This is a genomic window from Citrobacter sp. XY323 (genome assembly GCF_025106035.1).
Lineage (GTDB): Bacteria > Pseudomonadota > Gammaproteobacteria > Enterobacterales > Enterobacteriaceae > Citrobacter > Citrobacter braakii.
The window spans coordinates 652,235-677,627 of the sequence record NZ_JANYUK010000001.1; the positions used below are offsets into that span (position 1 = coordinate 652,235).

General features: G+C 51.8%; 22 protein-coding genes and 1 pseudogene. 9 read left to right on the forward strand and 14 right to left on the reverse strand.

Annotated elements, in window-relative coordinates:
• Window positions 1-81 precede the first annotated feature (81 nt).
• From dinG to N0B36_RS03075, 3 genes are all read left to right on the forward strand, one after another.
• Window positions 82-2,232: an ATP-dependent DNA helicase DinG gene (gene dinG, locus N0B36_RS03065; protein WP_259686051.1), complete on the forward strand. Its 2,151-nt coding sequence runs from the start codon at window positions 82-84 to the stop codon at window positions 2,230-2,232.
• Between the two features lie 29 nt (window positions 2,233-2,261).
• Window positions 2,262-3,230 carry a DNA-binding protein YbiB gene (gene ybiB / locus N0B36_RS03070; protein ID WP_016156063.1) on the forward strand — a complete coding sequence of 323 codons (969 nt, stop codon included), beginning with the start codon at window positions 2,262-2,264 and terminating at the stop codon, window positions 3,228-3,230.
• A gap of 161 nt (window positions 3,231-3,391) precedes the next feature.
• Window positions 3,392-4,477: a malate/lactate/ureidoglycolate dehydrogenase gene (locus tag N0B36_RS03075; RefSeq protein ID WP_200079522.1), complete on the forward strand. Its 1,086-nt coding sequence runs from the start codon at window positions 3,392-3,394 to the stop codon at window positions 4,475-4,477.
• 97 nt (window positions 4,478-4,574) lie between these two features.
• Here the strand turns inward: N0B36_RS03075 and ybiJ are convergent, their stop codons facing one another.
• The 5 genes and pseudogenes from ybiJ to mcbA form a co-directional block, all read right to left on the reverse strand.
• Window positions 4,575-4,835 (reverse strand): DUF1471 family protein YbiJ, encoded by a 261-nt coding sequence (ybiJ, locus tag N0B36_RS03080; RefSeq protein WP_016152363.1) that lies wholly within the window; start codon window positions 4,833-4,835, stop codon window positions 4,575-4,577.
• Window positions 4,836-5,135: 300 nt separating this feature from the next.
• Window positions 5,136-5,401: pseudogene (locus tag N0B36_RS03085) on the reverse strand (DksA/TraR family C4-type zinc finger protein).
• 75 nt (window positions 5,402-5,476) lie between these two features.
• Window positions 5,477-6,154 carry a PKHD-type hydroxylase YbiX gene (gene ybiX, locus N0B36_RS03090; protein ID WP_046274640.1) on the reverse strand — a complete coding sequence of 226 codons (678 nt, stop codon included), beginning with the start codon at window positions 6,152-6,154 and terminating at the stop codon, window positions 5,477-5,479.
• Between the two features lie 43 nt (window positions 6,155-6,197).
• The gene (locus N0B36_RS03095) at window positions 6,198-8,483 is read right to left on the reverse strand and encodes a catecholate siderophore receptor Fiu (RefSeq protein WP_259686052.1); all 2,286 of its coding nucleotides are present in this window, start codon (window positions 8,481-8,483) and stop codon (window positions 6,198-6,200) included.
• 293 nt (window positions 8,484-8,776) lie between these two features.
• Window positions 8,777-9,037, reverse strand: coding sequence for a DUF1471 family periplasmic protein McbA (mcbA, locus tag N0B36_RS03100; RefSeq protein ID WP_016152367.1), 261 nt, complete (start codon window positions 9,035-9,037; stop codon window positions 8,777-8,779).
• Between the two features lie 210 nt (window positions 9,038-9,247).
• Between mcbA and rlmF the strand changes: the two genes are divergently transcribed.
• Window positions 9,248-10,174 (forward strand): 23S rRNA (adenine(1618)-N(6))-methyltransferase RlmF, encoded by a 927-nt coding sequence (gene rlmF, locus N0B36_RS03105; RefSeq protein WP_016152368.1) that lies wholly within the window; start codon window positions 9,248-9,250, stop codon window positions 10,172-10,174.
• Here rlmF and ybiO read toward each other — a convergent pair.
• The 6 genes from ybiO to rhtA form a co-directional block, all read right to left on the reverse strand.
• The gene (gene ybiO / locus N0B36_RS03110) at window positions 10,171-12,408 is read right to left on the reverse strand and encodes a mechanosensitive channel protein (RefSeq protein ID WP_046274641.1); all 2,238 of its coding nucleotides are present in this window, start codon (window positions 12,406-12,408) and stop codon (window positions 10,171-10,173) included. The genes rlmF and ybiO overlap by 4 nt on opposite strands.
• Before the next feature lie 118 nt (window positions 12,409-12,526).
• Window positions 12,527-13,249 (reverse strand): glutamine ABC transporter ATP-binding protein GlnQ, encoded by a 723-nt coding sequence (glnQ, locus tag N0B36_RS03115; RefSeq protein WP_003035246.1) that lies wholly within the window; start codon window positions 13,247-13,249, stop codon window positions 12,527-12,529.
• On the reverse strand, window positions 13,246-13,905 hold the full coding sequence (glnP, locus tag N0B36_RS03120; RefSeq protein ID WP_003035248.1) for a glutamine ABC transporter permease GlnP: 660 nt from the start codon (window positions 13,903-13,905) through the stop codon (window positions 13,246-13,248). The genes glnQ and glnP overlap by 4 nt, the downstream gene beginning before the upstream one ends.
• Window positions 13,906-14,012: 107 nt before the next feature.
• Window positions 14,013-14,759 carry a glutamine ABC transporter substrate-binding protein GlnH gene (gene glnH / locus N0B36_RS03125; protein WP_016152370.1) on the reverse strand — a complete coding sequence of 249 codons (747 nt, stop codon included), beginning with the start codon at window positions 14,757-14,759 and terminating at the stop codon, window positions 14,013-14,015.
• A 365-nt stretch (window positions 14,760-15,124) separates the two neighbouring features.
• Complete coding sequence (gene dps / locus N0B36_RS03130) at window positions 15,125-15,628, reverse strand: DNA starvation/stationary phase protection protein Dps (protein ID WP_006685362.1); 504 nt, start codon at window positions 15,626-15,628, stop codon at window positions 15,125-15,127.
• 303 nt (window positions 15,629-15,931) lie between these two features.
• On the reverse strand, window positions 15,932-16,819 hold the full coding sequence (gene rhtA, locus N0B36_RS03135; RefSeq protein ID WP_016156069.1) for a threonine/homoserine exporter RhtA: 888 nt from the start codon (window positions 16,817-16,819) through the stop codon (window positions 15,932-15,934).
• Between the two features lie 411 nt (window positions 16,820-17,230).
• Here rhtA and ompX point away from each other — a divergent pair, with 411 nt between their 5' ends.
• Window positions 17,231-17,746, forward strand: coding sequence for an outer membrane protein OmpX (gene ompX / locus N0B36_RS03140; RefSeq protein ID WP_016152372.1), 516 nt, complete (start codon window positions 17,231-17,233; stop codon window positions 17,744-17,746).
• Between the two features lie 63 nt (window positions 17,747-17,809).
• Here ompX and N0B36_RS03145 read toward each other — a convergent pair whose 3' ends face one another.
• Together N0B36_RS03145 and mntS are read right to left on the reverse strand one after the other, a co-directional pair.
• Window positions 17,810-19,396: a phosphoethanolamine transferase gene (locus N0B36_RS03145; RefSeq protein ID WP_016152373.1), complete on the reverse strand. Its 1,587-nt coding sequence runs from the start codon at window positions 19,394-19,396 to the stop codon at window positions 17,810-17,812.
• Between the two features lie 276 nt (window positions 19,397-19,672).
• Window positions 19,673-19,801, reverse strand: coding sequence for a manganase accumulation protein MntS (gene mntS, locus N0B36_RS03150; protein WP_016152374.1), 129 nt, complete (start codon window positions 19,799-19,801; stop codon window positions 19,673-19,675).
• Between the two features lie 186 nt (window positions 19,802-19,987).
• Between mntS and mntR the strand changes: the two genes are divergently transcribed.
• Together mntR and N0B36_RS03160 are read left to right on the forward strand one after the other, a co-directional pair.
• Window positions 19,988-20,461 (forward strand): manganese-binding transcriptional regulator MntR, encoded by a 474-nt coding sequence (gene mntR / locus N0B36_RS03155; RefSeq protein ID WP_003831586.1) that lies wholly within the window; start codon window positions 19,988-19,990, stop codon window positions 20,459-20,461.
• Window positions 20,458-21,567: an anion transporter gene (locus N0B36_RS03160; protein ID WP_259686053.1), complete on the forward strand. Its 1,110-nt coding sequence runs from the start codon at window positions 20,458-20,460 to the stop codon at window positions 21,565-21,567. The genes mntR and N0B36_RS03160 overlap by 4 nt, the downstream gene beginning before the upstream one ends.
• Before the next feature lie 80 nt (window positions 21,568-21,647).
• Here N0B36_RS03160 and ldtB read toward each other — a convergent pair whose 3' ends face one another.
• Window positions 21,648-22,568: a L,D-transpeptidase gene (ldtB, locus tag N0B36_RS03165; RefSeq protein WP_003035268.1), complete on the reverse strand. Its 921-nt coding sequence runs from the start codon at window positions 22,566-22,568 to the stop codon at window positions 21,648-21,650.
• Between the two features lie 232 nt (window positions 22,569-22,800).
• Here ldtB and N0B36_RS03170 point away from each other — a divergent pair, with 232 nt between their 5' ends.
• Both N0B36_RS03170 and N0B36_RS03175 read left to right on the forward strand, forming a co-directional pair.
• Window positions 22,801-24,393: an ABC-F family ATPase gene (locus N0B36_RS03170; protein ID WP_259686054.1), complete on the forward strand. Its 1,593-nt coding sequence runs from the start codon at window positions 22,801-22,803 to the stop codon at window positions 24,391-24,393.
• A 108-nt stretch (window positions 24,394-24,501) separates the two neighbouring features.
• A complete protein-coding gene (locus N0B36_RS03175) occupies window positions 24,502-25,347 on the forward strand; it encodes a hypothetical protein (protein ID WP_103766074.1) in 846 nt (281 codons plus the stop codon).
• Window positions 25,348-25,393 lie beyond the last annotated feature (46 nt).

Here is a 25,393-nt window from a genome sequence, read left to right on the forward strand (position 1 = left end):
AAAGGTCGGGCTTTTCTTTTTGCGACACGTATCAGAAAGTGCCACAATAGTGGCTGTTTATACAGTATTTCAGGTTTTCTCATGGCACTAACGGCTGCGCTAAAAGCGCAAATTGCCGCCTGGTATAAGGCGCTTCAGGAACAGATCCCCGACTTTATTCCCCGTGCGCCGCAGCGGCAGATGATTGCTGACGTCGCGAAAACGCTCACTGGGGAAGAAGGGCGGCATCTGGCGATTGAAGCGCCGACCGGGGTGGGGAAAACGCTGTCGTACCTGATTCCCGGTATTGCCATAGCGCGTGAAGAACAAAAAACGCTGGTGGTCAGTACCGCCAACGTTGCTTTACAGGATCAGATCTACAGCAAAGATTTACCGCTGCTGCGCAAAATTATCCCCGATCTACGTTTTACCGCCGCGTTTGGTCGCGGGCGTTACGTCTGCCCGCGTAATTTAGCGGCGCTGGCCAGTAGCGAACCCAATCAGCAGGATCTGTTGGCCTTTCTCGACGATGACCTGACGCCCAACAACCAGGAAGAACAAAAGCGCTGCGCCAGGCTAAAAGGCGATCTCGATAGCTACAAGTGGGACGGGCTGCGCGATCACACGGATATCGCTATCGACGACGGACTCTGGCAGCGCCTGAGCACTGATAAAGCCAGCTGTTTGAATCGTAACTGTCACTACTATCGTGAATGCCCCTTTTTTGTCGCCCGCCGTGAGATTCAGGAAGCCGAAGTGGTGGTGGCTAACCACGCGCTGGTGATGGCGGCCATGGAAAGCGAAGCTGTTTTGCCGGAGCCGAAGAACCTGCTGCTGGTCCTTGATGAAGGTCACCATTTGCCGGACGTCGCGCGCGATGCGCTGGAGATGAGCGCAGAAATCAGCGCCCCCTGGTATCGACTGCAGTTGGATCTGTTTTGCAAATTAGTAGCCACCTGCCTGGAACAGTTTCGTCCAAAAACCACGCCGCCGCTGGCGAATGCCGAGCGTCTGAGCGGTCACTGTGAGGAACTGTATGAGCTGATTTCATCGCTCAATAACATTCTTAATTTGTACATGCCTGCGACCCAGGAGGCGGAACACCGCTTCGCGATGGGCGAACTGCCTGCGGAAGTGATGGAGATTTGTCAGCGTCTGGCGAAGCTAACAGAAATGCTGCGCGGTCTGGCGGAACTGTTCCTCAACGATCTCAGCGAAAAAACCGGCACCCACGATATTGTGCGTCTGCATCGGGTTATTTTGCAGATGAATCGGGCGTTGGGCATGTTTGAGGCGCAAAGCAAACTGTGGCGGCTGGCTTCGCTCGCGCAGTCGTCAGGCGCGCCGGTGAGTAAATGGGCGACGCGCGAAGTGCGTGACGGGCAGATCCACGTCTGGTTCCACTGTGTGGGGATCCGTGTGAGCGATCAGCTTGAACGACTGCTGTGGCGCAGCGTACCGCATATTATCGTGACCTCTGCCACGCTGCGTTCGCTCAACAGCTTCTCGCGTTTGCAGGAGATGAGCGGGCTGAAAGAAAAAGCAGGGGACAGGTTTATCGCGCTGGATTCACCGTTTAATCACGTTGAGCAAGGCAAAATCGTCATTCCGCAGATGCGCTACGAACCGTCAATTGATAACGAAGAGCAGCATATCGCGGAAATGGCCGCCTATTTCCGCGAACAGCTGGAAAGTAAAGAGCATCAGGGCATGCTAGTACTCTTTGCCAGCGGTCGGGCAATGCAGCGTTTTCTTGAGCACGTTACCGATCTGCGTCTGCTGTTGCTGGTACAGGGCGACCAGCCGCGCTATCGACTGGTGGAGCTGCACCGCAAGCGGGTGACCAACGGCGAGCGTAGCGTACTGATTGGGCTGCAATCTTTTGCCGAAGGTCTGGATTTGAAAGGCGACTTGCTGACCCAGGTGCATATTCACAAAATTGCTTTTCCGCCTATCGACAGCCCGGTGGTGATCACCGAGGGCGAGTGGCTGAAAAGCCTGAACCGCTACCCCTTTGAGGTGCAGAGCTTGCCCGCGGCGTCATTCAATTTGATCCAGCAGGTTGGGCGACTCATTCGTAGCCACGGCTGCTGGGGAGAAGTGGTTATTTATGACAAGCGTTTATTGACCAAAAGCTATGGCAAGCGTTTACTGAACGCATTACCCATATTTCCGATAGAGCAACCTGCTGTGCCAGACGTTATAGTAAAACCAAAAGAAAAAGCGAAACCCACGCGTCGCCGTCGGCGTTAACGATGCGAGCAACAGGCAAGGAGTTATCGATGGATTACCGCAAAATCATCAAAGAGATTGGGCGAGGAAAAAATCACGCGCGTGACCTGGATAAGGATACTGCTCGCGGACTGTATACCCATATGATGAACGGCGAGGTACCCGATCTTGAGATGGGCGGTGTACTGATTGCGCTGCGTATTAAAGGCGAAGGCGAAGCGGAGATGCTGGGCTTTTACGAAGCGATGCAGAACCACACCATTCGCCTGACTCCGCCAGTGGCCAAACCCATGCCGATTGTCATTCCCAGCTACAATGGCGCGCGCAAGCAGGCAAATTTGACTCCGCTGCTGGCGATTTTACTGCATAAGCTGGGCTTCCCGGTGGTGGTGCACGGTGTCAGCGAGGATCCAACCCGCGTGCTGACTGAAACCATTTTCGAACTGATGGGGATTGCGCCGACGCTGCATGCCGGGCAGGCGCAGGCAAAGCTGGATGGTCATGAGCCGGTGTTTATCCCGGTGAGTGCGCTGTGTCCTCCGCTGGAAAAACAGCTGGCGATGCGCTGGCGAATGGGCGTGCGTAACAGTGCGCATACGTTGGCTAAATTAGCCACGCCGTTTGCCGAAGATGCCGCGCTGCGTCTTTCCAGCGTTTCCCACCCGGAATACGTATCGCGCGTGGCGAAATTTTTCGGCGATATCGGTGGGCGTGCCCTGTTGATGCACGGTACCGAGGGTGAAGTGTACGCCAACCCGCAGCGCTGCCCGCAGATAAGCCTGATAGATTCGTCCGGCGTGCGAGTGCTACAGGACCGGCAGAGCGAGATGCCCGATGAGCCGGTCCCGCTGCCGGTGGCTAAAGACCCGGAAACTACCGCGCGCTGGATTGAGCGTTGTCTGGCGGGCAGTGAGCCGGTTCCGGCATCGCTGAAAATCCAGATGGCCTGCTGTCTGGTAGCAACCGGTGAATCCGCGACGCTGGCTGAAGGACTTGGCCGCGTCGAGCAAAGCTTCTGATTTTTCTTTCTCTCGACGGGTCATTTGCCAGGCCCGTCGGTTCACGCTTTCCGGCAACGTGAAATTTCTGCACGTTTATTGATCTCCTGAGCGCTGTGGCGCAGCATAGTTTGTTGAAAAATAAGAAACACAATCAACACGCGACTCAACAGGAGATAACAATGAACAGTGGACATCGCTTCCATGTGCCAACGCTGCACGCCTTTATCCAGGCCGTTTTTCACCAGATGGGAAGCAATGAGCTGGAGGCGCGGCTGGTAGCAGATCATCTGATAGCCTCTAACCTCGCCGGCCACGACTCCCACGGTATCGGCATGATCCCAAGCTATATTCGCTCATTTTCGCAGGGACACCTGCAGATCAACCGCCATGCCAAAGTGGTCAACGATGCGGGAGCGGTGATTACGCTTGACGGCGACTGCGCATTTGGTCAGGTGGCGGCCCACGAGGCAATTACGCTTGGGATCGAAAAAGCGCGCCAGTACGGTATCGCTGCCGTGGCATTACATAATTCGCACCATATTGGACGCATTGGCTACTGGGCGGAGCAATGTGCGGCGGCGGGTTTTGTTTCGGTGCACTTTGTGAATGTGGTAGGGATCCCGATGGTCGCACCGTTTCATGGCCGCGATAGTCGATTTGGCACTAACCCCTTCTGCGTGGTGTTCCCGCGTAAAAATACGTTCCCGTTGTTGCTGGACTATGCAACCAGCGCCATCGCGTTTGGCAAAACCCGCGTGGCATGGCACAAGGGTGAGCTGGTGGCTCCGGGATGCCTGATTGATGCTAATGGGGTACCCACAACCGATCCTGCCGTAATGCAGGTCTCTCCGCTGGGGTCGTTGCTGACCTTCGCCCAACACAAAGGTTATGCGCTGGCGGCAATGTGCGAAATTATGGGGGGAGCGCTTTCTGGTGGTAAAACCACACATGAAGAGAGCCTGCAGACCAGCGCGGACGCCATCATTAACTGTATGACGACCATCATTATGAATCCGGAACTGTTTGGCGCGCCGGACTGCGACAACCAGGTCGCGGCCTTTGCTAAGTGGGTGAAAGCGTCCCCCCATGCTGAAGATGCCCCGATCCTGTTGCCAGGGGAGTGGGAGGTGAATACTCGTGAAGAACGGCTGGAGCAAGGTATTCCGCTGGATGCCGGAAGCTGGCAGGCGATTTGCGAGGCGGCGTTGCAAATAGGGATGCCAGACGCCGTGTTGCAGGAATTCCGTCAACGACTGGAACACTAAGCAAAAAAAAGCCCGTCCAGTGGCGGACGGGCAAACAAAGGGTAACAAACAGGGTCAATGAGGGTTGGAGCATTGGGTCGTACAGGTAATCTTTCGGTTATTTATAGATAACCGCGGTGCCGCTCATTTTGTCTTTGCCGATAGCAGAAGTGATGCTGTAACCCGTTGCGCCAGCAGCGGTCGCTTTTTCAGCCAGTTTTGCTTCCAGGCCGTCCAACGTGGTGGCGCCGTCAGCAGATACCACACCAATTTTGTTCATGTTTTGCGCCTGAGTAGAGGAAACTGGCTCGGCAGCAAAAACGCCAAATGACAGGGTAGACAGAGCGATGGCGGCAACAGCAAATTTGATATTTTTCATGATTAATTTCTCGCAGGTTTGTTCTGTTAGTCAGTGTTCTTTAAGAAGACGTTGTTTCGTCGATGTGAGAAGTATCACGTTTTTTTATGCGAGATAAAATCGAATAGAATTGACGACATCAATCAAAAAAATTGAATGACAAATAACTTATTGAATATTAATAAATTCGAAAGAGGGATTTACAGTTCTTGTCATTGCGCTTTACAGAGAAACCGACAACGGCACATTTTGCTACACAGAGTGCAAAAAAGCGTGCTCGTAAAGGAAATCGTATGCGCTGAAACTTTCGGTAAAGATAAGTCAACGTAGCTGGCTGTCTTTCGAACCTCTGCGATTATATCCTGAAAATGCTGCGCTATGTGAATCTTTATCCTGCTGGCATGTGATGCACAAGCGTACGCCGGGCACCGCCTTCCGTCTGGCCTGAGGGATTGGATTGCCACATTCTTCGCATTCATACAGACTTTCCCCGTCGGTAACTCACCGCGGGCGCGGGCAACAGCATCTTCAATAGTATTGTTGATCTGTTCGTTAACAGCGTCGTCATTTGCCCATCCGGATGCCATACCTACCTCCTGCTGATGTCTACAAAATAAGTATAGCGAATGTGATGGCTGAAAAACGACCACGTGTCAGCGGTATCAGATTTCAGACCATTCGCGCAGCAGGTTATGGTAGAGATTGAGAAGCGACAGGATCTCGCTACTCTCCCCATGACGTGTCTTCAGGGACTGGATGTTTTTATCCAGTTCAAAAAGCATGGCGCGATTTTTATCGTCCCGGATCATCGACTGGATCCACATAAAGGATGCCACCCGAACCCCACGGGTCACCGGCGTAACGCAGTGCAGGCTGCTGGAAGGGTAAAGTACCAGATCGCCTGCCGGAAGTTTTACCGCATGCTGGCCGTAGGTGTCATTGACCAGCAGCTCTCCTCCCTCATAATCGTCGGGATTACTCAGGAATAAGGTGGCGGAAAGATCTGTGCGCATCCAGCCGTTTTGCGGATGACTACGCACCGCGCCGTCAACGTGAAAACCGTAGGTCTCGTTGTCCTGGTAGCGATTGAACAGCGGTGTGGAAAGCGTTTTCGGTAATGCAGCGGCGAAGAATAACGCGCTGTTGTTCACCGCGTTTTGTACCGCCTGTTGTAAAACGCCGTAACGCTCACTTTGCGTATCCACCTGCTGGTTGTTTTTAACCTGCGCGCCCTGAGCTCCGGTGGTTGCTCGGCCATCAACCCAGTCGGCAGCGTCCAGTTGTTCGCGAAACCAAGCGACATCCTGCGCCGACAGAATGCCGGGAATGTGATACATCATCAGTGTTTCTCCTGAAAGTGGGGCTTACGCCCCACGTAAAAGATCAGAAATGCATATTTGCCGTGAGCAGGAAGGTTCTTGGCTCGCCCGGATGGTAACGGTATCCGCTCTTGTTAATGGAGGATACATAATCGGTGTCGAACAGGTTATAGACGTTCAACTGGAAATCGAGATTGCGATTCACGCGATAACCCAGTTTCGCGTCGGCGACCCAGTAACCTTCGGTGTAGGATGGCGTACCCACGGCCCCGTCGGAACCGCGATGCATACTGCCCACGTAGCGAGCGCCCGCGCCAACGGAGATATCATCGGTAGCCTGATACTGGTTCCACAGCGTGAACGCATGTTCTGGCGTGTACGGCAGGGATGAAGAACCATCCTGAGCAACGTTTTTGCCGCTGTGGATCGTCGCGCGCTGCTGGGTGTAACCCCCAATAACCTGCCATGCGGGAGTGATGTTCCCTGCTACCGAGAGTTCGTAACCTTCAACGCGCTTCTCCCCGTACTGGGAATATGTGCCGTCGTCGTTCTGCTCAACTTCGTTCTCAATATCCGTACGGAAAATCGCGGCAGTTAACAGCAGGCGCTTATCCAGCACCTCCCATTTGGTGCCGATCTCGCTGGTTTTCGCTTTCTGCGGTTTGAAATCGGTACGGTTCGCACTGTTACCACTTCCGCCCTGAGCGAGGGCAAAGTTGCTGCCGCCCGGCGGTTGCTGAGAAACGGCGTAGTTAATGTAAACGTTACCGTTATCGGTCAGGTGATACAGCGCGCCCGCTTTCCAGTTCACCAGATTGCCTGATTTGGCAGTATCCACGGTGGTGACCGGAGAACCTTTCGCCACGCCTGTCGGACACGCGACCGCGCCGCGACCAGAAGCGCCGCAAGCGGTGGCGCTGTCATATTCCGTGCGGTAATTGTCGAGGCGAATACCACCGTTCAGTTCAAACTCACGGGTAATCTGTAGCGTATCAAAGGCGTATACACCGAAGGTATCGGTTTGCCCGTTAGCATTAGCGCCGTTACGAGACAATCCGCCGATATTCACATTGCTGTCGGGGTGATAGATATTTACCGGCGGCGGGGTGATCGGGTTTACACCATAGTTGGTTTGCGTTTCACGCGTTAGCTCCACGCCGGTGCTGATGTCGTGACCGATGGCTCCCGTGTAAAATTTTGAGGTCAGGTTGGTCTGGTTGGTCAGGATCTTATTGCTGACATCTTTGGTATTTGCCAGGCGTGACCAGGTCCAGGTGTCGACGCTGCTGGAGGGTTGAGTGATGTTAGTCGCGCCGCCCATCACCGCCGTCATCAGATAATCCTGCTTAATGCGTGACCAGCGGGTGGTGTTGCGAATAGTGGTGCTGTCGTTCAGGTCATGTTCAAAACGCATCGTTGCGGTATCGGTCGTTGAATCGTCGTAATCCGAGTTGGTACCGTAGAAGTTATGCGTATCCACTTTTCCTGACTGATTCAGTGCAGCAGTCCCCGCGGAAGGCGCGGAATATCCCGGCAGACCGATGGTCGGGACACCGCCATCCGGGGTGTTGTGCTGGGTGACATGCAGATAGTTCAGATACAGTCGGTTCTCAGTGCCTAAGCCAAAGGCGAGAGAGGGGGCCACACCATAACGTTCATTCTTAACGTTATCGCGACCGGCATCATGCGTTTTTTCACCCATCAGGTTTAACCGTGCAGCGGTGGTCTCGCCGATGACCTGGTTAATGTCCAGCGTACCACGGCGGAACCAGGCGCTACCGACGCTGGCCGAGGCATCGATCCCTGAGTCAGTGCGCGGCTGTTTGCTGATCATATTGATGGAGCCCGTTGGCGCGCTACGGCCATAGTCGGTGCCGGAGGGGCCTTTGAACACTTCAACCTGTTCGGTATTGAAAGTGTCGCGCGTAACGCTGCCAATATCTCGGATACCGTCGATATAAATACTGTTCGAGGTATCCGCACCACGCATGTACACCGCGTCACCGGTGGTGGAGTTACCGTTCTCACCGGCGAAAAACGCGCCAACGCCCGGTACGTTTTTCAGCGCATCGGTCAGATTGGTTGCACCTTGATCCTTAATCACCTGCTCAGAAATCACTGTCATGGTGCGGGTTGTATCCGCTACCGGGCGGGAGAACTTAGGGTCGGCAGACTGCGTTGGGGCGTATAACGAAGGTTTGGCCGCTTCAACAACCAGCGTATCTTCTTGTTTTTTATCTTGATCGCCCGCGGCGACAGCCTGAGCTACCGGACACAGGCCAATACACAGACCGGCAAAAAAAGTCAGTGAATGAAAACTACTGGCAGGCAAATTGCGATTTTTATCCATGTTAGTGAGTGACTTATTATTTTTTGAGTAGACGGTTTCACTCGCGTGAAGGGACATCTCTGTGGATGTTATACCCTGCAGGCCTCGCGGGAGTGAATGTGTAATTGATAATGATTTTGATAAGCATTACTAATCAGTGCGACGTTTTAGCATTCATTAATTCAAAAATAAATACATTTATTTACATTGGATTCAAAATTGCTACACGATGATTACAATTTGAGCGGTGAACGACGTGAACAGTAGGTAGCAAACTGCATTCGGGGTGAATGCAGTTGGGCTAAGGTGAGGGACTACTTATAGATAGTTGCGCTGCCGTACATCTGGTTTTTACCGCCCGCAGAATTGACGACAAAGCCTTTTGCGCCTTGCTCTTTCGCTTTCTCTGCCAGCTTGTCTTCGAGATCGCTCAGGTTAGAAGCTCCGGTAGCGAAAACAGTGCCGGAAGCTTGTAGCTGGCCGGTTTGAGGGCTGGTGTAGGGCTGTGCAGCAAAGGACGCAAATGTCATGCCGGTCAGTACGGTAGCGGCAAGGAATGTGAGGCATTTCTTCATGGTGATATCCTCTGAGAAACAACAGGTCGTGCCTGATAAGTTTAGGCCGTCAGCGGATGACATTTACCGCAAAAAACTGGTGATGAGCCGTCTGTTTTTTGAACAATCAGCAAGCCATCAAATAGGTATAAAAAAAGCAAATTTCCTTGCTGTGTGTTTACCGCGTGGCGTTATGCGGGTATCTTACGCCGCTGTTAAAAGGAGAATGCTATGTCCCCCCAGAAACCGGGATTACACCCACGTAACCGCCACAATGGCCGTTATGATCTTGCGACTTTATGCCAGGTTACACCCGAGTTGACGCAATTTCTCACCCTCACGCCGGGCGGCGAGCAGAGTGTTGATTTCGCGAATCCGCAGGCAGTGAAGGCGCTCAATAAAGCACTGCTGGCGCATTTTTATGCGGTGAAAAACTGGGATATTCCAGACGGTTTTCTGTGCCCGCCGGTTCCTGGTCGCGCTGACTACATTCACCATCTGGCCGACCTGTTAGGTGAAACCAGCGGAACCATTCCGGCAAATGCGAGCGTGCTGGACGTGGGAGTTGGGGCAAACTGTATTTATCCGTTGATCGGCGTGCATGAATATGGCTGGCGATTCACCGGTAGTGAGACCAGTAGCGAAGCGTTTAACAGCGCTCAGGCGATCGTAAATGCCAATCCGGGGTTAACTCGTGCTATTCGTCTGCGTCGCCAGAAAGATGCTACGGCAATCTTCAACGGTATCATTCACAAGAATGAGCAATATGAAGCCACATTGTGTAACCCGCCTTTCCATGATTCTGCGGCTTCAGCCCGCGCCGGAAGCGAGCGCAAACGTCGTAATCTGGGGCAGGATAAAGATGATGCGCTGAACTTTGGCGGGCAGCAGCAGGAGCTGTGGTGTGAAGGCGGTGAAGTGGCGTTCATCAAAAAAATGATCGCCGAAAGCCAGGCCTTTGGCCGTCAGGTGATGTGGTTCACCACGCTGGTTTCGCGCGGTGAGAATTTGCCTCCGCTGTACCACGCGTTAACGGATGCGGGTGCGGTGAAAGTGGTTAAGAAAGAGATGGCCCAGGGGCAAAAGCAGAGTCGCTTTATTGCCTGGACCTTTATGGATAACGATCAGCGTCGCCGTTTTATGGCGCGTAAACGCTAAAGCGTTGGCTCGGTTGGCGGCAGCGGTTCGCTTGCTGCCGACGCAGGGCCATTCACCGGTGCAGGCAAAACCTGATACGTCTGTACCGGCGCGCGTACGTTGGCCAGATCGAAGTATTTCTTCACCTGGCTGTCGAGCGCGAAACGTACCGTCCACTGTTTCAGCGGTAATGTGGTAAATGAGACCCGTAGCGTGAAGGCCGTATTGGTTAACCCCACAATCCCGGCAAACGACGGTTCGCCAATAATCAGCCCGCGAATATCGTCCTGTTCCATCACTGCAGCCACAGCGTCTTTCAACGCCTGATTCGCTTTATCTGCATCCTCATGGCGGTCTACGTCGTAATTGGCGACGACCGATCCAATCCCGCGCACAAAGTTGGCGAAGGTCGTTATCGATGACCAGGGAATGATATGGTACGCCCCGGTGTCCTGACGGACGCCCACAGAGCGGATGGACATCCGTTCAACCGTACCGGTGAGTGGACCGATGGTCACCAGGTCGCCGGTGTTCATGCCATTTTCGAACTGAATAAAGATCCCGGTAATAATATCTTTTACCAGCGTTTGCGAGCCGAAAGAGATAGCCAGCCCCAGCGCCCCGGCCCCGGCCAGTAAGGGCGCTATATTGACGCCAATTTCGGATAGCACAATCATGATGGTGATCGTGCTGATGATCACCGCCAGCGCGTTGCGAAACAGCGTCAGCAGGGTGCGGGTACGGGCGCTGGGGAGCGGGCGGCCGTGAATATCGGAAGCCAGACGATTTTCAATCAGGCTGGCAAGGATCGTCCAGCCGATGGCGGAGAAGAATAAAATCAGCGCGATACGGATCAGAATATCCACCGTTTTTTCTCCTGCGCCGTAATGCAGCCAGTTCCAGAAGTCGAACAATCCCCAGGCATTCAGTAGCAGCATTACCGCGACGCACACCGTCAGGATCCTGGCCACGCTTAACGCCGTCGACAGCCAGCCATTCAACCGTTTTTGTAATTCCGGATAGCTGCGCTGGGTGTGTGGCGAAAGGGTAATAGTTTTGGCTATCCAGCGGGAAAGCATACCGGAAACAAAGGCGGCGATTCCAATGATCACCAGGCTACGCAGCGTAGCGCCCATCATGAATTTCAGGCTGTTGCCAGGATCAAACAGCGAGAAGAAAAACAGCACAATGAAGTAGGCGCTGGCCAGCCAATGCCATACCAGCGCAAAGGCGCGGATAAACAGGCTGAAAAACGCTAACGATCTTTCCGCCAGATTCAGCAAATGCTGCGTTATCTCTTTCTTGTTTCTGAAAATCAGGTACAGCGCCCATAGCGTGATACAGAGCATGATGATGACGTTTGCCATCGCGCCGACCTGCACGTTGACCTGATTCGAGATAATGGGAACGGCAACGATAAGTCCGTATCCAATCAGGCTGCTCAATGAACTTAAACGGCGATTCCAGTAGCGCGCACCGGCATCCTGAATGTTAAACGGGCGCAGTTCGGCCACCGTTGGGCAAAATATCAGGCGTAGAATGGCTTTGAAGAACTCAATCAACGCAAAGGCATTGAGAAACAGGCTTTGCTGAAAGGCGATAGTGCGGCTACCGGCGTTCATTCTGTCACTCAGTATCTGCCCGACAAACAAAGTCAGCGCCAGCAGAAGCAAATCGATAATGAATGCGCCGACGATCATCGCCGGAAGCTGGAGCCAGTTGCTGCGTTCGCGGTTTTTCCGTCGTGCCCATTGCCCCATTTTGCGATACAGCGGCAGCGCGCACAGGCGAAGCAGCCAGAAAAAACCGAACACTGACGCCGCCAGCATTAAAAAATGGGTCAGGGCATTGGTGAACGTTTGCGGGTTGAAGGTCTTGTGTGGTGCATCGGTAATATTGCGGTAAAGCTGAGCAAAGCGGCTGGAGAGCGCCTCACCGTAGTGGCGGGTGACATCCGTGACGTTTTCCAGCACCGTTTTTTCTTCCGTTAACGTGGGCGGAACAATGGTTGGCACCGGCTCGGCAGGGGGCGCTGTCGCCACTTTGCGTAACTGACCGATCAGTTCCTGGCGCGAGGCGTCATTTTCCAGCACATCAGCCAGTGCGCCGTAGGCCGCTTTCTTCTGTTCAACATCCGGCTCTTTCGCCGGCGCGGTTTGCGCGTTGGTTGACGTTGGCGTAGTGACGCCAGGTATCGTCACCGCCTGAGTCGGGAGACTCACCAGACAAACAAAGATGAACAGGATCCAGCGCATGACTCCTCCCATGAGAAAATAAATTCAAAAGGATAAGTATAGATGTCAGGGCGGGGGAGAAATGAAATGAGAGGATTCTGGTGAAAAACCTCCCTTCAGGCGAAGGGAGGGAGAGCTATCAGGAAACGTGCTGCAAGAATTCCTGTAAACGTTGGCTGGGCGGATTTTCAATCAGGGCCTGCGGATTACCGTCTTCGGCAATACGTCCTTTATCGATGAAAATCAGGCGTGAAGCCACTTTTTCGGCAAAGCCGATTTCGTGGGTCACAATCACCATGGTCATCCCTTCCTCCGCCAGATCCTGCATAACTTTCAGAACTTCGTGGCGCAGTTCCGGGTCCAGCGCTGAGGTTGGCTCATCAAACAGCATCATTTTCGGCTTCACCGCCAGCGCACGGGCGATCGCCACACGCTGCTGTTGACCGCCAGACAGCTCAGAAGGGTAGTGATGCGCACGCTCGGCCAGACCTACTTTCGCCAGCAGCTCTTTAGCCAGTTTCTCGGCCTGTTCTTTATTCGCCCCGCGTACGCGCTGCGGTCCGAACATGACGTTTTCCAGCGCCGTCAGATGCGGGAACAGGTAGAACTGCTGAAACACCATCCCGGCTTCCTGGCGGATTAACCGCTCGTCTACCTTTGGATCGTTTACCTTCAGACCGTCGACGATCAGATCGCCAGAGGTTATCTCTTCCAGTTTGTTAATGCAGCGCAGCAGGGTTGATTTGCCGGACCCGGATGGTCCGATAATTACCACCACTTCGCCCTGCTGAATGTTCAGGTCAATATTGTGCAGCACCTGGGTTGGGCCAAAGTGCTTAGAAACGTTTTTAAATTCAATCACAGGATTTTCATCCTTCTTTCCAGACGACGCAGAATGAAGCTCAGCACCAGCGTAATGATCAGATAGAACACCGCAACGGCGCTCCAGATTTCCAGTGCGCGGAAGTTACCGGCAATGATTTCCTGGCCCTGACGGGTCAGTTCAGCGACGCCAATGACAATAAACAGCGAGGTATCTTTAATGCTGATGATCCACTGGTTGCCCAGCGGTGGCAGCATACGACGCAGCGCGAGAGGTAAAATAACGTGGCGGATAGTCTCTGTACGTGAAAGCCCAAGCGCCAGTCCGGCTTCGCTGAATCCTTTATGGATTGAGAGCACCGCGCCGCGGGTGATTTCCGCAATATAGGCGCCGGAGTTGATCATGATGGTGACAACGGCGGCGCTAAAGGGATCAATGCGTAAATCGTTAAATGCCATTGGGAGGGCAAAGTAAATAAACATCACCTGCACAACGATTGGCGTACCGCGAATGACTTCGATAAACACCAGCGCTACGTGGTTGGCTATCCAACCGCCGAAAGTACGCGCAAACCCTGCTGCAAGCCCGATTATCAGACCGCCTGCCAGACCGAGGACCGAGATCCACAGGGTCATTTTGGCGCCTTCAATCAAAAGCGGGATGGCGGGCCAGATGGCACTCCAGTCAAACTGCATATTTCGTTCCTGTTACCGTGGTGAGAAAAGTAATGAGCCATAACGCGATGACTTAAAATTGCAGGCCCGGCGGCGCTGGCGCTACCGGGCGTTACAGAACGTTCTTGTTATTTAGGTTCGGTACCGAACCATTTTTTGTAGATTTCGTTGTATGTGCCGTTCTCTTTCAGCGTTTTCAGCGCGCCGTTCACTTTCTCACGCAGTTCATCGCTGCCTTTCGGGAAGGCGATACCGTACTGCTGGGCTTCCAGGGATTCGCCTACAGCTTTGAACTGACCGTTGCCAGCGGTTTTGATGAAGTAAAGAATGTTTGGCGTGTCGTGCAGCACGGCGTCTGCGCGGTTGGTGCCCAGTTCCATATATGCGTTATCGATATTCGGGAACTGACGCAGATCTTTGGTTTTGATGTTAGCTTTCGCGTAATCAACGGAACCCGTGCCGCTCTTCACAGCGACGACTTTACCATCCAGATCTTTCACGCTTTTCACGTCGTTATTATTCGCTTTGACCATCACTAACAGACCGCTTTTGTAGTAGCCGTCAGAGAAGTCGATCGCTTTTTTACGCTCATCAGTGATGGTGATACCCGCCAGCGCCAGGTCGATATTCTTGGTTTGCAGAGCCGGGATGATGCCGCTGAAATCCATTGGTTTCAGTTCATAATCCAGCTTCAGTTCTTTGGCCACGGCAGCCCACAGATCCACATCAAAACCAACGTATTTGTCACCCTGTTTGAATTCGAACGGTACAAATGCGGTGTCGGTTGCGACAACCAGTTTCTTATCTGCGGCATGGGAGGACACCGCAAAAGCCAGGGTAAGTGCAGCCAGTGAGACTTTTAATACAGACTTCATAGGATTTCCTTTTTTATCCACGGGGCGATCCCCTGCGAGAACATATGGCTTAATGAAAAAATCGTGCCAGTTTTGCAACTCATTGTTTTAACAAGAGGGTGTCTCGTTTCTCTGCACAATAAGTAGGGCAAAGTGGGTAATCTGCACTGTTTTGGGGCACTCATTTGGTGCGTACCTGACACAGTGCAAACGGTATGACTATTTAGCGTAAAAATTGTTGATAAAACAATCTTTCGTTAACGATTGTGTGAAGTGATTATTACAAATAATTTACTTTGGAGTGACGAACGATCAATGTCATGCACCATAGATGTGCAAAACCCCCGCCAGGGCGAGGGTTATATAGGTAATTCTTATGTCTGCTGTTATTCAATGTTGGCTTCGATAAACCACAGGAATTTGTCGAGGTCGCGTGAAGCGGCGGTGAAGATATCTGCTGTATCTTCGTCTTTTGCTTCGCTAATGGCTTTACGGACGCTGTTAGCGACGACGGCATAACGATCGGCCAGCTCTTTTAAGTGGTCCTGAACGCTATGGATATCCAGTGGATAGCTTTTCAGAGGCGTTTTGCTGTTAATAACCTGGGTGGTACCCAATGCCACACCGCCTAACTGTACGGCGCGCTCAGCCATGGTGTCGAGGTGATCGGTCAGGGCAGTACGGAAGCCATCGAGCATTTCATGCACAGCAATGAAGTTCGCGCCGCGCATGTTCCAGTGAGCCTGTTTGGTGATCAAAGACAGGTCGATGAACTGGATCACTTGCTGATTCAGCAGCTCTACGGTCGCTTTCTTTTCGCTATCTGTTACATCGTTGCGGGTATAAAGGAGGGCAGATGCTTTTGTTTTTACCAGTTTTGCGGTACTCATATTTTCATATCCTCTTGATAATTATGTCCCAGCTCTTCAACGGGAATAAGTATAGCGTGAATTTTGGATTTATTTTTCTGGTGTTACCTATCACTTTAATAGCGAAGAGAGGGGTGGGTATGAAATAACTAATAAAATCATATAGATATGATGGTTACTAATGGAGGTGTGTTATTTTTATGTTAATGTAAAAATTTCAAGAAATATGTAGATGAGAAAATTATATTTATTAGAATAATTATCACGCAGATTTACAATTGAATATTCTGCATGATTATGCAAACCATGCAGAATATTAAGTAGTTAATTCACGTCAACTTGCTTAATTTGTGGTTCTTTGCGAATAGTGAGCGTCGAACCCATTGATGCGACAATAATGGCGCCCAGAGCGAGCGTCTGGACAAGCGTCAGCGTTTCACCGAGGAAGATCATTCCTGAAACCGCAGCCAGTGCAGGTTCCATACTCATCAGAGTACCAAAAGTGCGTGTTGGCAGCCGCGTCAACGCAATCATCTCCAGCGAGTAGGGAAGCGCAGTGGAGAGGACCGCAATGGCCAGGCCTAACGGCAGAATGGACCAGTGCCACAAGGCATCCCCAGCCTGGAGCGCGCCGATGGGTACAAAAATCAGCGCCGCAATTAATGACCCTACCGCAACGGTCGCCGGACCATGTTCCGCGCCGGCACGCTGCCCGGTAAGAATATAGATTGCCCAGCAGGCGCCAGCGCCCAGCGCCAGCGCAGCGCCGGTTAAATCCACGTGAGAAACGTCCTGACCTAACGGCAGCAGGAACCAAAGTCCGAGTACAGCCAGTGCAACCCAAATGAAATCCACCGGACGTCGGGATGAAAACAGCGCTACCGCGAGCGGGCCGGTGAACTCCAGCGCTACGGCAATTCCCAGCGGGACGGTCTGGATTGACAGGTAGAAGAGATAGTTCATCCCGCCCAGAGACAGACCATAAAACAACAACGGCAGGCGTTGTTCTTTGGCGAATCGCAAACGCCAGGGTTTAAAGAAGGCAATAAGGATGAGGGTGCCCAGCGCAAGGCGCAATGCGGTAACGCCCGGCGCACCGACGAGTGGGAATAGCGATTTTGCCAGAGATGCTCCGCTTTGAATGGAGGACATAGCAATAAGCAAAACCAAAATAGGCAACCAGACTGGCGCTTTACGTGACGACCCCGGCATCCTTTCTCCTGTCAAATGATAATTACACGCCTTCATCTGCGTGACGTTGCAAATTTGCTACGACACGGATGACGTGATGTATAGAAAAGTAAAACAGCGAGTGTAATGGAAATACGCACCGCTGGTTGAGTATTCGTTGAAAAAAAAATTGCTCAGTTCCGTACAATGGCATGAAAGTGATGGATTAATAATCTGTGTGATTAGGAATATTCTGGATGAATGTGCCATATTTTGCGCGCAATAATGGCATTTTAGGTTAGAAAAGTGATGTTAATTGAAAGAGATAGCGGGTTTCTGAAACGTTCTGTTACATGAAAGACCCCGTTAGACATCGCGAATCGCAAAGAGTTTCCCATCAATTTTTGGTATATTTAAAACTTAGGATTTACTTGAAGCACATTTGAGGTGGTTATGAAAAAAATTGCATGTCTTTCAGCACTGGCCGCTGTTCTGGCTTTCTCCGCAGGTACTGCTGTAGCTGCGACTTCTACCGTTACCGGTGGTTACGCTCAGAGCGATGCTCAGGGCGCAGCGAACAAAATGAACGGTTTTAACCTGAAGTATCGCTACGAGCAGGACAGCAACCCGCTGGGTGTTATCGGTTCCTTCACTTACACTGAAAAAGATCGTACCGATGCGTCTGGCGACTACAACAAAACCCAGTACTACGGCATCACTGCTGGCCCGGCTTACCGTCTGAACGACTGGGCAAGCATCTACGGTGTAGTGGGTGTTGGCTACGGTAAATTCCAGAACGCAGCATCCCCGGCTGATAACCACACCACCAGTGACTACGGTTTCTCTTACGGTGCTGGTCTGCAGTTCAACCCGATCGAAAACGTTGCTCTGGACTTCTCCTACGAGCAGAGCCGTATTCGTAGCGTTGACGTTGGCACCTGGATCGCTGGCGTGGGTTACCGCTTCTAATCACTTCGGTGATACAAAAAATCCGCCTCTCGGGGCGGATTTTTTTTGTGTGCAATTCAGAGATTAACGAGATTTGGTCTCAAAGATGTCGGTACCCAGATGGTTGTAGTCCACCTTCTGCAATTTGAAGTTGGTGATGTACACCGGGCCAGCCTTTTTCTCAGAAATAAAGCGGTAGCTGTTGGTGATTTCCTTCGCGCTTATCCCCGTCCACTGCGAGAAAAAGCTGAGGAAATCATTGGCGGAGCGACGGGCTTTAATCACCCGGTGCGCTTTATCATCGCTCGACAGCACCATAAATGGTACCTGGAAATTCTGCTGGAACTGATCGTCATGCGCCAGGTACTGCACCTCTTTCCCCCGCTCTTTAAACGCGAGGCCATGATCGGAGAAATAGACCATTGAGAAGCTGTTACCGCTGTTACGTAACTGATCGTAAAGCTGGCGCAGCAGGTCATCCGTCTGCGTCATGGTGTACAGATAGCAAGATGTCTCTTTCGACTGGACGAAAGTCTCGTATTTACCCTGCGTCCGGTCGCAGGCCTGCGGATGCGAGCCCATTAAATGCAGCACGATAAGCTGTGGCTGAGTGCGCTCGGTTGCCAGCACCTGGGCGGTCATCTTCAACAACGCTTCGTCACGGGTATTTTTATCCGCTTCGAAATCACCGCTTTTGAGGAACTGAACTTCATCAGCTCGCTTCGCAATGCTGGCGATGGCCGTATCGTATTCACCAATCTGTCCCTGATTGGAGAACCACCACGTCTGGAATCCCGCGCGGTTGGCCAGAGTGACAAAGTTATCCTGGAACTGGGGTTTATTGTCGACCACCCGATTTAGCGTCAGGCCGAGTGATTTTTGTGTCGAACCGCTTGCCGCGATGTAATCCGCGAAGATGTAGCCGTTAACGGAACTGGCAAACGGCGTGTTATCCCAGTGACCACCAAAAGCGCCTAACGCATCGCGGCGGGCGCTTTCGCCGATGACCACCACGTAGGTATGATACTTCGGCTTCACGGCGGTTACCGTCCAGCTGTCTTTCACGCTCGCCAGCTTCGCCATACGCTCTTGTTCGTCGAGCACTTCGTTGTTATTAACGATAACGTCCTTGGCAAAGCGGAAAACCGGATAGCCGGTGTCTTTCAGCTTGAACACGCCGCCCCAGGCCAGGTTTTGCACCGGGGTTACAAAGAACGCGACAACGCTGAACAGCAAACAAATGCTGTCGAACTTATTCCAGCTACGCTGCGGCACCTCTTTTTTACGGCGTACAGCGATAACACCGAGGGCGAAAATAAACACCCCAACCAGATAACTGTACCAGGGGAAGATGGTCAGGATTTCAGTAGACTCTTCCATATTGGTTGAGTGCAGCGCCAGCAAGGTATTGAAGTTCGGTGAACCGTAAGCCTGGCCAAACGGGAAGTACATTGCCGCTACCAGCGAGCAAATGCCAATCAGCACTTTCTGCGCACGCGGGGCGCTGCGCCACAGCAGCATCAATATACAGGTGAAAGCAACGCTATAGAGCAGGCTAAGCGGATAGCCCAGCGCAAGGTTGATCAGCAGAGACTGTAAGAAATAGAGGCCAGTCCACGGACTAATCGCCCGGCTACGAGCAATGATTGAATCTTTGAGGGTTAAATTCATATGCCACTGTTACAAAAACGCCATGTGCTTACCCTGGCGCTAAGGGTCATTGCCTGCCTGAGAGAGCGAGAAGGGGGATAGGGTCCGCATCCGCGAGCCGCAATATATGCAGGGCTGCGAAAAGATAGAGTGTGTGCAAGAGAAGGTCAACTACTACTAAGAAATTGTTTTGCGAGGGGCGTGGCAAATCTGACAAAAAGAAGGGTTATTGGCACGAAAACGATCACCGTATCCGAGTTACGGCAGGAAAATGAAGCGGCGTACCGCGACGCCGCATTATTTATCTGCAGGCTTATCCTGCTCTGGTTTGCTGTTAATCATGTCGCACAGCATAGAGATCAGCATTAACCGTACTTTAAAGGGAGAGTGGCTAAACACGCGTATACACCTCTTAAATTCATTCATATAAACCTCCTGACTTCACGATCCCATCAGTCCTTGAGGGATGTCTTTATTATATACAGATATAGCACAGGCTATATTATATAGCTATTGCTAAAACGTTAATTTTTTGTGCCCACGCAACTCTGGTTTACAATGAGCGTTCTCTAATCAGATGCCGTTAACGCGTCACAGTAACGAGGAAGCAGAATGAGTCGTCGCGCAGGTATGCCAACAACAAAAAAAGTGACGCAATTGGTGAATGTCGAAGAACACGTTGAAGGATTTCGTCAGGTCCGGGAGGCACATCGCCGTGAGCTGATTGATGACTACGTAGAGCTGATTTCCGATCTCATTATTGAGGTGGGTGAAGCGCGCCAGGTAGATATGGCCGCACGGCTTGGGGTTTCCCAGCCGACGGTTGCTAAAATGCTTAAGCGTCTTGCTTCAGTTGGGTTGATTGAAATGATCCCCTGGCGGGGCGTGTTTTTAACCGCAGAAGGTGAACGACTGGCTCAGGAGAGTCGGGAGCGTCACCAGATTGTGGAGAATTTCCTGCTGATGTTAGGTATCAGCCCGGAAATTGCCCGTCGCGATGCGGAGGGAATGGAGCATCACGTCAGTAAGGAAACGCTGGAGGCTTTTAGCCGGTTTACGCAACAGCAAGGCACAGGCTCTGAATGAGTTTTCCTTTACTACGCGCCTTACAGCGCGATCGCTTTTTTCAGCTGTTAATCATCGTCGGGGTTGTACTGAGCCTGTTCGTGCCATTTACGCCACGGTCGTGGCCGGGGGCGATAGACTGGCACACGATTATTACACTTAGCGGCCTGATGTTACTGACCAAAGGCGTGGAGCTAAGCGGTTACTTCGATGTGTTAGGGCGCAAGATGACCCGGCGCTTTAACACCGAACGTCAATTGGCGATATTTATGGTGCTGGCGGCAGCGCTGCTGTCGACGTTTCTGACCAACGATGTTGCGCTGTTTATTGTTGTTCCGCTGACGATCACCCTGAAAAAATTGTGCGCCATTCCTGTAAATCGCCTGATTATCTTTGAGGCGCTGGCGGTAAACGCCGGATCGTTGCTCACGCCAATAGGTAATCCGCAAAACATTCTGATGTGGGGACGCTCCGGCTTATCGTTTACCGCGTTTACCTGGCAGATGGCGCCGCTTGCGGGGACCATGATGCTGACGTTGGTGGTGCTGTGCTGGTTCAGTTTCCCGCATAAAGCTTTGCATTATCATACCGGTACGCGCGCGCCTGACTGGCAACCGCGCCTGGTGTGGAGCTGTCTGGGGCTGTATATCATTTTCCTGGCGGCACTGGAGTTAAAACAAGAACTGTGGGGCCTGGCGATCGTCGCGGCAGGATTCATGGTGCTGGCTCGCAGCGTGATCCTCAGCGTGGATTGGACACTGCTGTTGGTGTTTATGGCGATGTTCATTGATGTGCACTTGCTGACGCAACTCCCGGCCTTGCAGGAGATTACCCACCAGATTGGCACGCTTTCAGCGCCGGGGCTTTGGTTGACGGCCATTGGCCTGTCGCAGTTTATCAGTAATGTTCCCAGCACGATTTTGCTGCTGAACTACGTCCCGCCAACGCTGCTGCTGGCCTGGGCGGTCAATGTGGGCGGTTTTGGGTTGTTGCCGGGATCGCTGGCGAATCTTATTGCTTTACGGATGGCAAACGATCGACGGATCTGGTGGCGTTTTCATTGGTATTCGGTGCCGATGCTAATATGGGCGGCGCTGGTAGGGTATGGTTTATTGCAGGTGATGTGAGGATGGTGCCCGATGGGGCTGGCGCTTATCGGGCCTACAGGTTAAGTAGGCCCGATAAGGCGAAAGGGCAGTTTTGATGCTTAGTTCAGACGAACCGGCATACCTGAACGGTTCTGTACCGCCTGCTCAACGACGGCCTGATCGACGTCAGACTGACCGGTGATGCTGGTAATGCTCTTGTTCAGCGTAATCGGTACGATTTCCCCGCCTTCGAACTGTGCTTCAGTGGTAGACAGTGGGTTGTGTACCTCGATGTAACGGCTGCCGTCTGGTTCAGTCGTGGCTTTTACCGGCTCATCGATAAACTGTACGCGGGTGCCGACCGGCACATTTTCAAACAGGAATTTGATGTCGTCGTTACGCAGACGCACGCAACCGTGGCTTACGCGTAAGCCGACGCCGAAGTTAGCATTGGTGCCGTGGATGGCGTACAGGCGACCGATATACAGCGCGTACAGGCCCATCGGGTTATCCGGACCTGCCGGAACAACGGCTGGCAGCGGTTCGCCCGCAGCGCGGTATTCCGCATGCATTTTTGCCGTTGGCGTCCAGGTTGGGCCCGCTTTTTTACGTTCTACTTTGGTGGTCCAGTTGATTGGCGTGTCTTTGCCCAACTGACCAATACCGATCGGCAGAACAATAACGGTGTTGGTGCCTTTCGGGTAGTAGTACAGACGCATTTCAGCGCTGTTAATAACAATACCTTCATGCACGGTATCCGGCAGGATCAATTGCTGAGGTATGTTCAGTACAGTGCCGCCCTTCGGCAGGAAGGTATCCACGCCCGGGTTGGCTTCCAGCATATTAGACAGACCCATCTGATACTCCGCCGCAAAATACTCCAGCGGTTGGGTGTTGCCTTCAGGAATAGTGATGACCTGGTTTTGGCCGATCAAACGGCTGCCATCGGTAGGCAGCGGGTACGTGACGGCAGAAGCGGTGTTACAAAAACCAACTATTGCGAGTGCCGCCGCGAAAAGCGTTGTTAATTTCATATTCATGTTCATGTATGCGAGATTCAGTGCCAGGCAGGCTAGTGGGTTGAGATTTATGTAGTGTTGGGCACGCATTATATGTGCAATCTGAGCAACAAGGAATTCGGATGTGTACTAAATCACATTTTTTTCCTTTTGCTTTCACTTTATCCCTTCAGCATCAAGGCGCGATCTTATTGCAGACTTATGGCATAATAAGCGGTTCGTCACATATTTCTTTCTCTTTCAGGATACGCCAGTGTTAGTTTCCAGCAACGTCACCATGCAGTTCGGCAGTAAGCCGCTGTTTGAAAATATTTCCGTCAAATTTGGCGGCGGCAACCGTTACGGCCTGATTGGCGCGAACGGTAGCGGTAAATCCACTTTTATGAAAATTCTCGGCGGCGACCTCGAACCGACGCTGGGCAACGTTTCCCTCGAGCCGAACGAGCGTATTGGTAAGCTGCGTCAGGATCAGTTCGCCTTTGAAGAGTTCACCGTGCTTGACACCGTGATCATGGGTCACGGTGAACTGTGGGAAGTAAAGCAGGAGCGCGATCGCATTTACGCCCTGGCCGAAATGAGCGAAGAAGACGGCTATAAAGTTGCTGACCTTGAAGTTCAGTATGGCGAAATGGACGGCTACTCTGCGGAAGCGCGTGCGGGTGAACTGCTGCTGGGCGTAGGTATTCCGGTAGAACAGCATTACGGCCCGATGAGCGAAGTCGCCCCCGGCTGGAAGCTGCGTGTGCTTCTGGCACAGGCGCTGTTCTCTAACCCGGACATTCTGCTGCTCGACGAACCAACGAACAACCTGGATATCGACACCATCCGCTGGCTGGAACAGACGCTGAACGAGCGTGACAGCACCATGATCATCATTTCGCACGACCGTCACTTCCTGAACATGGTCTGTACGCACATGGCGGATCTGGACTACGGCGAACTGCGTGTTTATCCGGGTAACTACGACGAATATATGACGGCGGCAACCCAGGCGCGTGAACGTCTGCTGGCCGATAACGCCAAGAAGAAAGCGCAGATTGCCGATCTGCAATCCTTCGTCAGCCGCTTTAGCGCCAACGCATCTAAATCTCGTCAGGCGACTTCTCGTGCGCGTCAGATTGATAAGATCAAGCTTGACGAAGTGAAGGCGTCCAGCCGTCAGAACCCGTTCATCCGCTTCGAACAGGATAAGAAACTGTTCCGTAACGCGCTGGAAGTGGAAGCGCTGACGAAAGGGTTTGATGAAGGTCCGTTGTTTAAAAACTTTAACCTGCTGCTGGAAGTCGGTGAGAAAATTGCCATTCTGGGTGCCAACGGCGTGGGTAAATCAACCATGCTGAAAACGCTGGTCGGCGAATTACAGCCGGATAACGGTACTGTGAAATGGTCTGAAAACGCCCAGGTTGGTTACTACGCGCAGGATCACGAGTACGAATTCGAAAACGATCTGACGGTCTTCGAGTGGATGAGTCAGTGGAAACAGGAAGGCGATGATGAGCAGGTAGTACGTAGCTTCCTTGGTCGCTTGCTGTTCAGCCAGGACGATATCAAGAAACCTGCTAAAGTGCTGTCCGGTGGTGAAAAAGGACGCATGCTGTTCGGTAAGCTGATGATGCAGAAACCGAATATTCTGGTAATGGATGAACCGACCAACCACCTGGATATGGAATCTATCGAATCGCTGAACATGGCGCTGGAAATGTACCAGGGCACGCTGATCTTCGTTTCTCACGACCGTGAGTTCGTCAGTTCGTTGGCAACCCGCGTGATTGAAATTACGCCGGAACGCGTAATCGACTTCACCGGTAACTACGAAGATTACCTGCGTAGTAAAGGTATTGAATAAGTCTCTCCCCGCACTTTTCTGAAAAAAAGTTCTGCTTATTAATCTTAGCCACAATTGTGGCTAAGATACTTTCCATAACTACCTACACAGGGAAAGGAAATAAGTCAGATGGAACCGCTTTCTTTAGCCAATCTTAAATTAAACTTACTAAGTTTAAACAACAGCAACGAGCATCCTTTCATTTTACGTGAAGATGGCGATGATATTGTTGCATCCTGGAATATCGTAGATGCTGAGTGGATAGATTACTTCAGTCAATACGGATTGCAAAAACAATATGAGTTAAGACTGTTCTTCGATGAAAGTAAAAAGCAGATTAGCTATCGGGAAAAAACTACCGATGTGGAGTGGGATGCAGATTTGGGTGGGTTCAGATTGAGCAAATCTGTCCAAATCGGGCAACGTCTTGAGTTTTCTGCTGGGGGATCCTTGGGTAAAAAAGAAGATGGTAGCTTTGGTAAAATTGATGGCTATAAATTTGCATCAACGGAAATTACCGACCCTGTTTTTGATATGGTTCGTGATGCTGGATGGCAGGTTCGTGGTGTGTTAGCAGACAAGAAAAAAAGGAAATTTGTTATTGCGGGAGCGGTGATTGCCGCACTAATTATTTTTATTGGTATTGGCACTTTCCTTTTTTCCACGATGGGTGATTTGAAGGATGCTGCGCGAACAGAGATAGATTTGCTCCGCGATGGACAATATGTTCAGGCTTATCAGGCAAGCTCTTCTTTTCTGCAAAGAAAAATGAACAGCGAGGATTTTAAGCTTGTAACCGAGTTTGTTCATTTTGATGATATTAGCGAATACAGTTTCGATAGTTTCAATGTAGTAAATGATGTTGGTTCTTTGTCTGGAAGCGTAGAGTTTAAAAACGGAGAGTCTGGCGAGATTAACGTTACAATGCTCAAAGAAAATGATAAATGGAAACTGGCAGCAGTATCAATAGAATAAAAAAGTATCCGGTTTTTGTCATGTAGTGAAGAAAACCGGACTGTTT